Origin of the sequence: Burkholderia sp. MSMB617WGS, from assembly GCF_001532025.2 — a bacterium.
GTDB classification, from domain to species: Bacteria; Pseudomonadota; Gammaproteobacteria; order Burkholderiales; family Burkholderiaceae; genus Burkholderia; species Burkholderia savannae.
In genome coordinates, this window is the sequence record NZ_CP013457.1 from 2704436 (window position 1) to 2717760 (window position 13325).

A 13325-nucleotide genomic window follows, 5' to 3' on the forward strand; every position below is an offset into this window, starting at 1 on the left:
GAAATTCCGACGAATAGTCGGCTCGCGCACATTGATCCCGCGACGATGACCCCGCCCGAATCCACGCCCGTGTCCACACCGGCCGCCGCCTCCGACAAGGAGCACGGGCCGCCCGCCGCGCTTCGCCGCGCCCACGCCGATGGACCGCATTGATCTTTTTCGCGTGTTCGCACGCGTCGTCGAATGCGCGAACTTCACGCGCGCGGCCGATACGCTCGGCATGCCGCGCTCGTCGGTATCCGCGGCGATCCAGGAGCTCGAAGGCCGCGTCGGCGCGCGGCTGCTGAACCGGACGACCCGCAAGGTGACGCCGACGCAGGACGGCGCCGCGCTCTACGAGCGCTGCCTTCGCCTCATCGCCGACGTCGAGGAGACCGAGAATCTGTTCCGCCATTCGATCGTCGGGCCGAGCGGCACGCTGCGCGTCGACATGCCGGGCCGGATCGGGCGCCTGATCGTCGCGCCCGCGCTGCCCGAGTTTCTCGACCGGTATCCGCAGATCAGCGTCGATCTCGGCGTCACCGATCGCGCGGTGAACCTGATCGAGGAGCGCGTCGACTGCGCGCTGCGCGTCGGCGCGCTGAGCGACTCGGGGCTCGTCGCGCGCGCGATCGGCGACTTGCCGCTCATCAACGTCGCGAGCCCCGCGTATCTAGCGCGCCACGGCGTGCCGCGCACGCCCGCCGATCTCGAACGCCATCAGCCGATCAATTACGCGTCGCCCGCGAACGGGCGCATCGCGCCGTGGGAATGGGTCGACGGCGACACCGTCAGGCGGCTCGCGCTGCGGGGACGCGTGACCGTCAACAGCGCGGAGGCCTACATCGCGTGCTGCCTGTCGGGCCTCGGCCTCATCCAGATCCCCGCGTACGACATCGACGCGCATCTGCGTGCGGGCGAGCTCGTCGAAGTGCTGCCCGATCATCGCGCGGCGCCGATGCCGATGACGCTGCTCTACCCGCATCGGCAACATCTGTCGCGGCGCGTCCAGGTGTTCGCGGACTGGCTGGAGGCGCTGCTGAAGGCGAAGATCCTGTAGGCGAAAGCGCGCGCGCCTTCGATCGGTGCGGCGAACGGCAAGCGGCAAGCGACGCGCTCGACGTCGCTCGGCCGGCCGGCGGGCCGGCCCGGCTCGGCTCGGCTCGGCTCGGCCACAAATATTACCCGGATATTATTGACGATCAATTTATATCCGGGTATAAATATCGCATTGCTCGGACAAATGAGACCCATGCGATGACGACTTCCCCCCTTTCTTCCCATATCGCCTTCGACGGCTACCGGCGTCTCGCGGCGGGCCCGTTGTCGACGGTCGCGCTCGCGATCAAGCGGGCCGTCGAGAACGACGCGGTGGCCGGCGCGATCCTGATCTTCGACAACGCGGCCGGACGCTCGATCGACATCGACACGCGCGGCTCGGACGACGAAGTCGCGGCGCGCTACGCGCAGGCCGAGGCATCGGCCGCCCCGGCCGACGCGACACGCGCCGGCACGGCCCGCGACGCCGCCTCAGGCGCCCACGCCGACGGCATGGCCGACGACGCGGCCGATCCCGGCGGCCTCGCGAACGAGCCGCGCGGGCGCGGCCGTCCGAAGCTCGGCGTCGTCGCGCGCGAAGTCACGCTGCTGCCGCGCCATTGGGAATGGCTCGCGACGCAGCCGGGCGGCGCATCCGTCGCGCTGCGCCGCCTCGTCGACGACGCCCGGCGCACGCACGCGCACAAGGACCGCAGCCGCCGCGCGCACGAGCGCGCGTATCACTTCATGTCGGCGATCGCGGGCGACATGCCCGGTTTCGAGGAGGCGACGCGCGCGCTCTTCGCGAACGACGGCGCGCGCCTGCGCGAGCTGATCGCCGCGTGGCCCGCCGACGTGCGCGATCACGCGATCGCGCTCGCGTCGTCGAACGACGACGCGCCGCCGCCGCCCGCCGCACGCTGATTCCGCTTCCAGCCCACATGCAGACCCTGGACTTGAATGCGGGCGCACTGGCGCCCGTCGCCGACGAGATCGACGCCTTCGACCTTCGCGTGACGGGCGCGATTCCGCGCGCGCTGAACGGCGCGCTCGTGCGCAACGGCCCCAACCCGCTGCGCGGCCGCTTCGAAGGCAGCGGCGTGCTGTCGTGGTGGCCGGAAGACGCGATGCTGCACGCGGTGGCGTTCCGCGACGGCCGCGCGACGCGCTACCGGAACCGCTGGGCGCGCACGCGGCGCTGGGCACACGCGGTCGCGCCGGAGCGTGCGCCGTCGCTCGTCGACACGAATCCGAACGTCAACGTGCTCGTTCACGCGGGCGAGATCCTCGCGCTCGCCGAAGGCGGCGCGCCGCTCGCGATCACGGCCGGGCTGGAGAGCATCGGCGCGTCGCGCCGTCATTCCGCGCTCGCGCACGGCATGAACGCGCACCCGAAGATCGATCCGCGCACGGGCGAGCTGATCGCGTTTCGCGCCGACTGGAACAGGCCGTGGCTGCGCTACGGCGTCGCAAACGCGGCGGGCGAGCAAACCGTCGACGTCGAAATCGAATTGCCCGCGCCGTCGATGATGCACGACATCGCGATCACCGCGACGCACAGCATCGTCTTTGATCTGAACGTCGCGTACGACTTCTCGATGCTGTCGCGCGGCCACCGGATGCCGCTGCGCTGGCACGACGAGCGCGGCGCGCGCATCGGCGTCGTGCCGCGCCACGGCGGCGACGTGCGCTGGTTCGACGTGACGCCGTGCTTCATCCAGCACGTCGTCAACGCGTACGACCTCGACCGTTCGGCGATCGTGCTCGACGTCGTCCGCTATCCGTGGTTCCTGCGCGTCGCGCGCGGCGGGCGCGCATTCGACGACAATCCGTGCGGCGTGCTGTGGCGCTACGTGATCGACCTCGACACCGGGATCGTCGCCGAACAGCCGCTCGACGACGCCGGCATCGAGCTGCCGCGGATCAACGAAAGCCGCACCGGCCGCCGCCATCGGTACCTGTATGCGGCGGAGCAGCCGAGCCACGTAGCGCTGCGCGGCGTCGCGCGCTACGACGTCGACGGCGGCTCGATCCAGCGCTACCGCGTGCCGCCGGGCGACCAGAACAGCGAGCCCGTGTTCGTCCCGCGTCCGGGCGCGACCGACGAGGACGACGGCTGGGTGCTCGTCTGCGTGTACCGCCATGCAACGGATACGAGCGACGTCGTGATCCTCGACGGCCGGGCCGTCGACGGCGAACCGGTCGCGACCGTGCATCTGCCGCGGCGCATTCCGGCCGGCTTTCACGGCGCGTGGGTGGCGAGCGACGGCTGAGCAACCGCCCGATCGGTCGAGCGGCGGCGATGCGGCCGCCGCGCGGGCCGTCGCGCGAACGGGGCGCGGGCGGATGCGCGTCGTTCGCACGCGGCTCGATGCCCCATGACGACGGGCGCAGCGCACGCAGCCGGGTGCCGACGCGCGGCCGGGCGGCTCCAGCCTCCCCCTGCGCGACCTGTTGCCCGTATGCGTCGACGACGCCCCGCACGCAAACCGCAGCGAGGACGCGAGCGGCTGCGGCTGCGGCAACGGCAGCGGCAACGGCAACGGCAACGGCAGCGGCAGCGGTAGCGGCAGTAGCAGTAGCAGTAGCAGTAGCGGCTGCGGCTACGGCTGCCGCTACGCATCGCCCGGCTTCATTCCGCCCCTGCGGATCGCATCCCGCAGCGCCTGCACCAATTGCCGGCTCGGCTTGCCGGCGAGCCGGTCGAGCGCGCCGATCGACGGAGCCTCGACGATCCTCGCGACCCTCGAGATTCTCGCCGCCATTCCGGCCCACCCGAAATTCTTCGAACTGGCTCTACAGAATCAATCCGTTTGGCGCGACAATCGCCGCGTCCCCCCAACTTCGACGCGCTGCGCAAACGCAGCCGGACCCTGGAGCCGCCATGTACGTCCCCGACCACTTCGAAGAGCGCCGCACGGAAGTCATGCACGCGCTGATCGCCCGGCACCCGTTCGGCACGTTGATCACGCACGGAGCGGGCGGACTCGACGCGAACCATCTTCCGTTCGAGCTCGCGCCCGGCGAAGGAACGCTCGGCACGCTGCGCGCGCACGTCGCGCGCGCGAATCCGCTGTGGCGGGACGTGTCGAGCAGCGACGAGGTTCTCGTCGTGTTCCGGGCGGGCGACGCGTACATCTCGCCGAGCTGGTATCCGAGCAAGCACGCATTCCACCGGCAGGTTCCGACGTGGAACTACGTCGTCGTCCACGCGCACGGACGGATCGCCATTCGCGACGACGAACCGTTCGTACGCGGCGTGGTCGCGCGCCTCACGCGCACGCACGAGGCGGCGCAGCCCGAGCCGTGGAAGATGGGCGACGCGCCGAAGGACTACATCGACACGATGCTGCGCTCGATCGTCGGCTTGCAGATCGATATCACGCGGCTCGTCGGCAAATGGAAGCTCGGGCAGAACAAGGAGGCCCGCGACATCCGCGGCGCGGGCGAAGCGCTGAAGGCGCGCGGCAACGATGCGATCGGCGACATGATGCTCGCGCGGGCGGACGATAAGCCGGAGTAGCGAAATCGGCGTCGGCGCGCGCGGCGCACGGTTCATTCGGTATCCGGAACGTCGCCGCCGCGAGCGGCGCCGCGCTCGCCCTCCGCGCGTCGACGGCCGGCCGCGCGCCTGCCATTTTCCCGCGCCTCCATTCCGCACTCGCGGAGAATCGCGGCGCGTCTCACGCAGCGTTCCTCCGGAATCGACGGCCGCGGCGTTTCGAGCGGCGGCCGCCCCCGCCGCTCAAAGCGGCAGCCACCCCGCCGCCCCGATCCACGCCGCCCACCCGAGCAACGCAACGCCGAGCGGCGCGCTCAAACGCCGGCCGTGCGGCAGGTTCTTCTCGATCGACATCGCCGTGCCGATCGCCAGCATCCAGCCGATGCTGCCCGCGCCCACCGCAAACATCAGACACATCAGCATCCAGCAGCACCCGACGCAGAAAACGCCGTGCCGCACGCCGAGCACGAAGCTCTCGCGCCGCGGATTGCCGCCCCGCCACTGCTCGCTCACGAACATCAGCGGCGAGCGGCACTTGTCGAGACAGCGATACTTGAGCGGACTGAGCTGATACGCGCCCGCGAGCGCGAGCACGGTCGCGCCGACGAGCCATCCATGCCATGCGAGCCACGGCGTGCGTCGCGCGAGCGCGTGCAGGCCGGCGTCGCCTGCATGGACGGCCAGCCCGAACGCGCTCCACGCGGCGAGGTAGCCGAGCACCACGAGCAGCATCAGGCGGTTGCGGTCCGGCCGCGCGGCCGTCAGACGCTCGAACGTGCGCAGCAGCGGCAGCGCGGTCGGCAACATCATCGCGACGATCATCAGCAGCCATGCGGCGACATGCAGCAGCGCGGGCACGACCACGTTCCCCGCCGGAATCAGCCGGCACAACCCGGCGAGATTCGTCTCGGACCAGTCGACGTGATGAAGAAAACGCGCGTACGGGCTGTCATCCCACATCCACAACGTGATCCACGCCGCGGCGATCGACGCGATCGCGAGCGGCACGAACACGCGACGCGACGAGATCGCGCTCATCGCAATGCGCGCCCGGATAGCGCAGGCCGGCGCTCGTGCGCCCGCGTGTCACGAATGGAACGTGAAGAAGCCCTGAATTGCGTTCTGCCCGCTCAGATCGAGCTCGATGCCGAGCTTCTGCGCGTGCATGCGGAACGTGCCCGCCTTGCCGACGAACGCGGGCGATCCGGGAATCGTCGAAAAAATGCTTTCGACGAGCTTCGTCGGCTCGCCGGTGGGCCCGAGGTAGGGCTCGAGCTCCGCGTACGTGGTGTCGCCCACCTTCAGCGTGCCCCTGCCGTCGCGCACGTCGAAATCGATCGCCGCCCGCTCGATCGCGACGACGTCGCCGAAGAGCTTCGAGAAATCGGCGAGCGGCCCGCCGCGTTCGCCGCGATAGACGCTCGCGAGCGCATCGAATTGCGCGTCGGTCGCGCGCGCGTCGATGAAGATGATCACCCGCCAATTGCCCTGCAGAATGTTGCCCGGAACGAACGCGGCGAACGCGACCGTCAGCCCGGACACGTCCACGTCGTCGACCTTGCCCTCGTCGTAGTGGTAGGCGACCGTCGCCCGACACGTGCCGTTGTCGGGGTCCTCTCCGATCCAGCACGGGCAAAGCACCTTGCAATCGCATACCTCCAGTATGCGTCCCTCCAGGCTGTAGCTCATGATGACCTCCACCGCGACGAACACACCGGATTCGAGCCGGTCCAACACTTAACTATATTCACGTTGATTCGATGCGGCGGTCCGCTCGCGACATATGAAAACCCTAGGCAGACGGAATGCCGATGCGCGTCACGCCGGACGCCGAACGCCGAACGCCAAACGCACTTCGTCGAACGCTTCGTCGATGCGATGCGATGCAATGCGATGTGACGCGACCATCGCGACCAATGCCCGCGACGCGCCCCGGATGCGCAATGTCGAGCCCGCTTCGATGCGCGCCGCGCCGGACGCACACGCCCGTTGCCGGCAACGGAACGCCCCATTCGGGCAATGCGGCGCGACGCGCAACCATGCGACGTCCGCACCGATTTCGCGCGGCGGGCATCCCCGTGAACTTCGCGGCCCGCCGCATGCGAATGTTTCATCACCAATTTCGCGGCTCGCGTCTGCGCCACAAAGCTGAACAATCCGCCGCTTCGGCTACCCGTGCGAGTGCATGAAACCGGTCCGGCCGTATTGTCAAACGAAAGCCGCCGCCTATACTCTCGTCAGACAAACGAACGACGCATGACGAAACGAGGCAGCGCGAGACCCGACGCGACGGCGATTCGCCGGGCGACGCTCCGTGCTGATTGCCCACTTCGGGATACAGAACAGCATTGCGGAGGCCACCGTGAGCACCGTCTTCACCGCCCATGAATCGTCGCGCGTAATCGGCACGATCGCCCGGATCTACGCCGCGTGCCTGCTGATCGGCTTCGCGCTCGTCCCCGGGGTGCTGATCGTCTATGTGTGGCGCTTCATCGATCCGCATCTCATCTTCGAAAACCACCAGTTTCACGAACTGGCGATCGCCGCCGCGACGCTCGAGGGCCTGTTCGTCACCTATGTGACGTGGCGCTGCTATCTGTCGTCGGGCGAGCCGCTGCTGCGCTGGCTCACGCTCGGCTTCCTCGGCTTCGCGGTGATCTACTCGCTGCACGGCGCGTTCACCGGCATGGCGCATCGGAACATCTGGCTGTTCCTGCTGTACGGGCCCGCGTCGCGCCTCGTGATGTCGATCCTGCTGTTCGTCGGGCAGTTGTCGTACTTCAAGGATACCGAGGCGCCCGAGCAGCGCACCCAGCTATCGGTGTGGCTGCCGTGGGTCGCCGGCTACGTCGCCGTCTGCGTCGTCGTCGCGACGATCGCCTATTCGCCGATCGCGGGCAATCTGTGGACGCGCGTGTCGATGGAAGGCGGCGCGATGATCGTGTCGCTCGTCAATGTGGCGCTCCTGCTCGTGCGGCGCATCCGCACGCCGCTGATGCTCATCTACGGCGTCTCGGTGACGTCGTTCGCGCTGTCGTCGATCGCGTTCATTCTCGGCAAGCCGTGGAACCACATGTGGTGGCTCGCGCACGTCATCTTCGCGACCGGCTTCTTCACGCTGAGCTTCGGCGTCGTCCAGGCGCTCACGACGACCCGCTCGTTCGCGACCGTCTACAGCCAGCAGGACCTGATGGCGCGGCTCGCCGAATCGATGGCGCGCACCGAGGGCGCGCTGCAGGAGCTCAAGCGGACCAATCAGAAACTCGAGCATCTCGCGACCACCGATCCGCTCACAGGCGCGTCGAACCGGCGCAAGTTCATCGAGCAGATGCACGTGGAAATCGCGCGCGCGAAGCGCGACGGCACCGCGTTTTCGCTGCTCGCGCTCGATCTCGACAACTTCAAGAAGATCAACGACAACTACGGCCATCAGGTCGGCGACGTCGTGCTGCGCAATTTCGTCCGCCAATGCCTCGCCGCGATCCGCCCTTACGATCACATCGCGCGCGTCGGCGGCGAGGAGTTCATGGTGCTGCTGCCGCGGATGCTCGCCGACACGGCGAGCGGCATCGCGGAGCGCGTGCGCACGACGATCGCAAACACGCCGTTCGGCATCGACGGCAAGCACACGCCCGTGACCGTGAGCATCGGCGTGTCGCAATACGGGCGCGACGGCGACACCGTCGACGAGATCCTCAGCGCCGCCGACAAGCTGCTCTATCGCGCGAAAAACGAAGGCCGCAATCGCGTCGTCGCTTCGTAGGCGGCGGGACGAAAAGGCCGAGCCGCGCAACGCGATCGCTTCGGCGCGGCGGTGGATGGCGGGCGGTGGATGGTGGATGGTGGATGGTGGATGGTGGATGGTGGATGGTGGGCGGTGGGCGGTGGGCGGTGGGCGGTGGGCGGTGGGCGGTGGGCGGTGGGCGGTCGGCGGTCGGCGGTGGATGGTCGGCGATGAGCGACGGCCAGCGGGCGATGAATGGCAAGCGACGGACTCTTCGAGACCACGAATCGCCTGCGGATCGTCGCCGCAACGCGATCCGGTCGAAAGGGCTCATGCCGGAGAGGACGATCGGACATCCGCCCCCAGCCGGAAAACGCTCGCCGCCACGCACGCGACAAGCGATCCGACGCGGCGATCCCCCATCACGCGACACGACGCGGCCCCGCGCCGACCGGCGTTCGGCCCGCCGCCGGATTCGCGATCGGCGGCTTCGCGGGCATGACCAAGACGAACGGGCGGCCGCATTCGGTTGACGGCGGCATCGAGCCGACGAAGCAAGTCCGGATAGGTTCGCCGGTCCGCGCGGCGCGACGCGCCATTCAGTTCCTGCGCACGGTGCCGATAACCTTGTCGGGCCGCCTGACCGACGACGCGCGGGCGCTTCGCCGCATTCGCCGGCCATCACGACAACAACCGATTCCAACGATGAACCATTCCGACCGACCGACGCAGCGCACCGGACTCTCCGTTTTCATCCGCCGTCATCTGCGAATGCCGCTGCCGAAACTGGAGACGGGCCGATTCGGCTGGGCCAAGCGCTGGTTCGTCGACTGGCTCGTCCCCACGGGTGCATCCGCTTACGCGGCCTATCATCTGACAGGCGCGTTCGTGCGGCATTACCGAGCGCTGCTGCCGGAGCAAGTCGGGCATGGCGTCGCGCTCGACGTGATGTCCGAACTGATGTCGCTCGCCAATTCGAGGCCCTTCGCCTATACCGGCGCGGCGCTCATCGCGACGCTCGTGGCGCTCGTGCTCCATCGCATCCTGAAACGGCCGGCGCGCGGCGTTTGGCTCAACCGCCGCGACCGCCCCGTCGTCTACGCACTGCCCTTCGCGCTCGGCCTGCTCGTCGGCAAATTCCTCGCCTTCGCGGTTCCGGCGCTCGCTGTCGCGATCGCGGCCTATGCGTCCGAAGGCGCGATCGGGGCGGTCGCGCTCTTCGCGGTGCCGATCGCCGCCCTGTCCGCCGCCTACTACTTCCTGCTGTACGACGAGGTGCGCCCGCCCTCGATCGTCACGCTTTCGTTTCATCGCCCCCGGCCGTGCGGCGCGAAATCGAACGGCAACGGCGGCGCGCCGAAGGTCGGCATCGACGCCTGGCGCGAAGCGCATATCGAATTGCAGGACGACGTGCACGCGATCGCGGACGCGGCGGGCGGCATGTGCGGCCAAAGCATTTTCGTGTCGCACGACATCGACGACATCGTGATCGCCGTCGCATTGAGCGTCGACGAGCGCGATTTGCACACGAATCGAGTACAGGCGCTCGCCGCGCAAATCGACCGCGTGCTGCGCAAATGGCGCGGAAAAGGCTATGCGAGCGGCTCGTTGCACGATGCAAAGGCGACGCCCGCGCCGCTCGAGGCGAAGGTGTCCGACGACGCGTTCTGGCTGCCCGAACCCGGACGCGTCACGCGCCTCGGCTCGTTGCGGCTCGAGCCGCGGAGCGGGCGCGCGGTGCGCGTCGTCGACGATGCTGTCGGCGACCTGCGAGCGGGCGAATCGCGCGGGCGCGCCCGGCCACGCCGGGAACGCACGTTCGAGTTCGTTTGACGGACGCCCCGGCGGAATCGTTTGCCGCAGCAAGTGCGTCGCCGTTCGTCTCGATTCGGCGGCGGCGGCGATCGGGGCCCGCCTCCGCGAACGGTCGCCGCTTCACACGACGGGCGATGCGTCCGTCGCCCCGCCCATCGGGCTTCAGCGCCGCCTCCGGCTTCCGGCCACGGCATCGCTCACCGACGCGACGCATCGTCGGCTCGCAGCGTCCGCAGGATCTGGCGCGCCGAACGACGCGTGGCCGAGGCTCGTCTCGCCGTGCGTGTGCTCGCGCCGGCGTGGCGTCCACGAGCGACGCCGCCGCCGAGGCGGCGGTGTCGATTTGCGCGATCGCCGAGCGGATCATCGACATCGAGCTGCGGCCGCACGCACGACGCGCCGCCCGTCCGCATCGCATCTCGCGTGTCGCATCTCGCATCTCGCATCTCGCATCTCGCGTGTCTCGTGTCTCGTGTCTCGCGCATTGAGCATTGAGCATCGAGCTTCAAACTTCGATCTTCGATGCATCGAACATCGTGACGCTCCACGCGGTTTACGCATTTTTTGCGTCGCACCACGGACTCTATACGCCGAATCTTCGCGCCGCTTTCTAGAATGCCCTTCATGTTCCAGACGAGATCTCCGCGACTCGAGCCGCACCGCGGCGCGGGGGCCAACGCATGAAGCCGCTCAGATTCCATTCCGATTCGATCGCCCTGCCTGCCTTCCACGCATCGCGCGCGACCGTTCATGATCGATCCGCGCCGATTCGCCCGCGCACCGCGCAGGCGGACTATCGCGTCCTGATGTCGATACGCGTCGGCACCGACAATCTGACCACCGTGCGGCGCGAGCTGCATCGGGTGCTCGGCTCCGCGCTCGACATCTACACGGCGGTCATCGACAACAAAACCGGACAGGCGTGCCTCGAGCTGGAACTGGCGAGCACGCGCGTGCAGGATGCAATGTCGTCGATCATGCGCATCCTGCCCGAAGCCGAGTTCGGCAAGATCCGCCGCTCGGCGCGCGACCCCGCATCCCGCGCGCCCACGGCGCGCATGCGGACGTCGGATTGATCGTCGGCTGCCGGTCCCGCATCGCGACGGGACACCGCATTTTCACGGCAGCGGCGATTCGATACGTGGATTCGACATCGCGCGGCGGCAAGCCGATGCCGATGCCTTCGATCCGATGCGAGCCTTTCGGCCCGCCGGACAGCACCGCCGACTCAGCCGGCTCCGCGGCGACGACGAGAAGCCCCGGGTTGCGCGCCCGCAGCCCATCGGCCACGCCGTGAAGCGAGTGCCCCGTGGAGCGCATCGCCGAGCAGGTCGGCTACGCGGACAGCGTCACGTTGCGCACGCCGCTGCGCAGGCGCTTGGGCAAAGGCGTGCGCGAGCCGCGCGGCGCGTAAGAGAAATGAGGCACGGGACCTGGGCTGCGCCGCCGCATCCGGTCTCCGGCCGCGAGTCTCGCGCAGAATGGGTTCGATTCGGCCATCGTGCGGCCGCTTGCGCTCGCGGGAACGAAGACGACCGGCAAACGCTTCTGCGGTTTCGAGGCGCGGCGGGCGAACTCGGTGCCGCCCAAAGGCGGGATGGTGCCGGGGACCGGACTCGAACCGGCAAGCCAATCAAGGCGGCGGATTTTCGTCACACTGCTTCTTTCGAAGCCGGCGCCGCGCGGCGCCGTTCGTGCGCTGGACTATGCCTTCGCCGTCGCGCGCGAGCGTTGCTGCCGCTCGTGCGCCTTAGGCGCCCCCCGTCTAGTCTCTACACCTTCCCCGCCGCCGCTTTCGCGACCGCTTCGGGCTTGGCTCGGCGTTGCCTCGGCGCATCGCGCGCCAGGGGTTTCGCCGAATTTGAAGGGTTCTGCACCGGCCGTTTCCGGCCGGGCACTCAATCGTTTAAGTCCGCTATGTTTACCAATTTCATCACCCCGGCAAGGGCGGACCGCATTCTACCACCGCTGCGCCCTCCCCAATACGCTTTCGCCCCTCGATAGCCTGGCCCGCGGCGGCCCGTCGGCGCACCGCTCATCGCCGCGGTTCGCCTCGAATCCGCCGCCGCCAACGCGTCAACGCCGGCGATCGATCGCTCGACGAACGGCCCTGCCCCTGCGTCATCAGTTCTTCATCGACGCCGCCGATAATCCCGACGACGAAAACGTTTACACGCATCCGCCACACGCTTCATGACGCCGACCATCAAAGACGTCGCCGCGCTCGCCGGCGTGTCGATCGCGACCGTGTCGCGCGCGATCAACGCGCCGCACACGGTCAATCCCGCGACGCTCGAACGCATCCGCGCCGCGATCGGCACGCTGCGCTTTCGCCCGAACCCGCTCGGCCGGCAATTGCGCAGCGACCGCACGCAACTGATCGGCGTCGTGCTGCCGACGCTGTCGAACCCCGTCTTCGCCGAATGCCTGCAAGGCGTCGACGAGCTCGCGACGCGCGCCGGCTTCAAGCTGATCGTGATGTCGACCGAATACGACGCCGCACGCGAGCGCCACGCGATCGAGACGCTGCGCGCGCAGCGCGTCGAAGGCCTGATGCTGACCGTCGCCGACGCCGACGCGCATCCGCTCCTCGACGAGCTCGACCGCGACGGCCCGCTCTACGTGCTGATGCACAACGACACGCCGCATCGCCCGTCGGTCGCGGTCGACAATCGCCGCGCCGCGTACGACGGCGTGCGGATGCTGATCGAGCGAGGCCATCGGCGCGTGCTGATGCTCGCGGGCTCGCTCGACGCGTCGGACCGCGCGCGGCTGCGCGTGCGCGGCTACGCGCAGGCGCTCGACGAGCACGGGCTCGAGCCGCTGCCCGCGCTCGAAATCGACTTCAACGCGCCGACGCTGCCGCACGCGATGCTCGCGCATCTGAGCGCGCGCGCGACGCGGCCGACCGCGCTTTTTTGCAGCAACGACTGGCTCGCGATGGTCGTGATGCGCGGCCTGCGCGATGCGCGCCTCGCCGTGCCCGACGACATGTCGGTGCTCGGCTTCGACGGCCTCGCGGTCGGCGCGCTGCTCGCGCCGCCGCTCGCGAGCGTCGCGACGCCGAATCGCGAGATCGGCCGCGCCGCGTGGCGGCGTCTTGCCGAACGCATCGCCGGCGAGCGTCACGCGCAGCCGTGGCTCACGCTGCCGCACACGGTGCGCGAAGGCGCGACCGTCGCGCCGCCGCGCGATGCGCGCATGCCGCGGCGAGCCGTATGAATGCGCGCCGAACGCGCGCCGCGTTCGCGCCCGATTCGCGTCGGA

General features: G+C 69.1%; 11 protein-coding genes and 1 pseudogene. 9 read left to right on the top strand and 3 right to left on the bottom strand.

Going from position 1 to position 13325, the window contains the following annotated elements; genetic code table 11:
* Nucleotides 1–139 precede the first annotated feature (139 nt).
* The 3 genes from WT60_RS13355 to WT60_RS13365 all read left to right on the top strand — a co-directional run bounded on the left by WT60_RS13355 (nucleotide 140) and on the right by WT60_RS13365 (nucleotide 3290).
* Nucleotides 140–1039, top strand: a complete 900-nt coding sequence (locus WT60_RS13355; protein WP_060356786.1) for a LysR family transcriptional regulator — start codon at nucleotides 140–142, stop codon at nucleotides 1037–1039.
* A gap of 197 nt (nucleotides 1040–1236) precedes the next feature.
* Nucleotides 1237–1941: a DUF2239 family protein gene (locus tag WT60_RS13360; protein WP_059581010.1), complete on the top strand. Its 705-nt coding sequence runs from the start codon at nucleotides 1237–1239 to the stop codon at nucleotides 1939–1941.
* Between the two features lie 17 nt (nucleotides 1942–1958).
* Entirely contained in the window at nucleotides 1959–3290 is a 1332-nt protein-coding gene (locus WT60_RS13365; RefSeq protein ID WP_060356785.1) for a carotenoid oxygenase family protein, read from the top strand.
* Between the two features lie 342 nt (nucleotides 3291–3632).
* On the opposite strand, the gene WT60_RS34470 is transcribed toward WT60_RS13365, so the two are convergent.
* Nucleotides 3633–3782, bottom strand: coding sequence for a hypothetical protein (locus tag WT60_RS34470; protein ID WP_186448593.1), 150 nt, complete (start codon nucleotides 3780–3782; stop codon nucleotides 3633–3635).
* Nucleotides 3783–3901: 119 nt separating this feature from the next.
* Here WT60_RS34470 and WT60_RS13370 point away from each other — a divergent pair, with 119 nt between their 5' ends.
* Nucleotides 3902–4540, top strand: a complete 639-nt coding sequence (locus WT60_RS13370; RefSeq protein WP_060356784.1) for an FMN-binding negative transcriptional regulator — start codon at nucleotides 3902–3904, stop codon at nucleotides 4538–4540.
* A gap of 222 nt (nucleotides 4541–4762) precedes the next feature.
* Here the strand turns inward: WT60_RS13370 and WT60_RS13375 are convergent, their stop codons facing one another.
* Both WT60_RS13375 and WT60_RS13380 read right to left on the bottom strand, forming a co-directional pair.
* Nucleotides 4763–5557 (bottom strand): DUF2182 domain-containing protein, encoded by a 795-nt coding sequence (locus WT60_RS13375; RefSeq protein ID WP_060356783.1) that lies wholly within the window; start codon nucleotides 5555–5557, stop codon nucleotides 4763–4765.
* 48 nt (nucleotides 5558–5605) lie between these two features.
* On the bottom strand, nucleotides 5606–6208 hold the full coding sequence (locus WT60_RS13380) for a DUF1326 domain-containing protein (RefSeq protein WP_038744841.1): 603 nt from the start codon (nucleotides 6206–6208) through the stop codon (nucleotides 5606–5608).
* Nucleotides 6209–6881: 673 nt separating this feature from the next.
* On the opposite strand from WT60_RS13380, the gene WT60_RS13385 reads away from it, so the two are divergent.
* The 5 genes and pseudogenes from WT60_RS13385 (at nucleotide 6882) to WT60_RS13430 (ending at nucleotide 13280) form a co-directional block, all read left to right on the top strand.
* Nucleotides 6882–8282: a GGDEF domain-containing protein gene (locus tag WT60_RS13385; protein ID WP_038744840.1), complete on the top strand. Its 1401-nt coding sequence runs from the start codon at nucleotides 6882–6884 to the stop codon at nucleotides 8280–8282.
* Nucleotides 8283–8948: 666 nt separating this feature from the next.
* Nucleotides 8949–10076, top strand: coding sequence for a hypothetical protein (locus WT60_RS13395; RefSeq protein ID WP_060356782.1), 1128 nt, complete (start codon nucleotides 8949–8951; stop codon nucleotides 10074–10076).
* A gap of 788 nt (nucleotides 10077–10864) precedes the next feature.
* Nucleotides 10865–11134, top strand: a complete 270-nt coding sequence (locus WT60_RS13410) for a hypothetical protein (RefSeq protein WP_038744839.1) — start codon at nucleotides 10865–10867, stop codon at nucleotides 11132–11134.
* Nucleotides 11135–11355: 221 nt separating this feature from the next.
* Nucleotides 11356–11472, top strand: a pseudogene (locus tag WT60_RS13420) (AraC family transcriptional regulator); the annotation flags it as partial.
* Between the two features lie 779 nt (nucleotides 11473–12251).
* Nucleotides 12252–13280: a LacI family DNA-binding transcriptional regulator gene (locus WT60_RS13430; RefSeq protein ID WP_038744805.1), complete on the top strand. Its 1029-nt coding sequence runs from the start codon at nucleotides 12252–12254 to the stop codon at nucleotides 13278–13280.
* Nucleotides 13281–13325 lie beyond the last annotated feature (45 nt).

What these genes read in the sequence shown, in the direction of transcription:
- WT60_RS13410 (WP_038744839.1), top strand. Translation starts at nt 10,865, where the DNA reads ATGTCGATACGCGTCGGCACCGACAATCTGACCACCGTGCGGCGCGAG.
- WT60_RS13430 (WP_038744805.1), top strand. Translation starts at nt 12,252, where the DNA reads ATGACGCCGACCATCAAAGACGTCGCCGCGCTCGCCGGCGTGTCGATC.
- WT60_RS13375 (WP_060356783.1), bottom strand. Translation starts at nt 5,557, where the DNA reads ATGAGCGCGATCTCGTCGCGTCGCGTGTTCGTGCCGCTCGCGATCGCG.
- WT60_RS13365 (WP_060356785.1), top strand. Translation starts at nt 1,959, where the DNA reads ATGCAGACCCTGGACTTGAATGCGGGCGCACTGGCGCCCGTCGCCGAC.
- WT60_RS13355 (WP_060356786.1), top strand. Translation starts at nt 140, where the DNA reads ATGGACCGCATTGATCTTTTTCGCGTGTTCGCACGCGTCGTCGAATGC.
- WT60_RS13380 (WP_038744841.1), bottom strand. Translation starts at nt 6,208, where the DNA reads ATGAGCTACAGCCTGGAGGGACGCATACTGGAGGTATGCGATTGCAAG.
- WT60_RS13395 (WP_060356782.1), top strand. Translation starts at nt 8,949, where the DNA reads ATGAACCATTCCGACCGACCGACGCAGCGCACCGGACTCTCCGTTTTC.
- WT60_RS13370 (WP_060356784.1), top strand. Translation starts at nt 3,902, where the DNA reads ATGTACGTCCCCGACCACTTCGAAGAGCGCCGCACGGAAGTCATGCAC.
- WT60_RS13360 (WP_059581010.1), top strand. Translation starts at nt 1,237, where the DNA reads ATGACGACTTCCCCCCTTTCTTCCCATATCGCCTTCGACGGCTACCGG.
- WT60_RS34470 (WP_186448593.1), bottom strand. Translation starts at nt 3,782, where the DNA reads ATGGCGGCGAGAATCTCGAGGGTCGCGAGGATCGTCGAGGCTCCGTCG.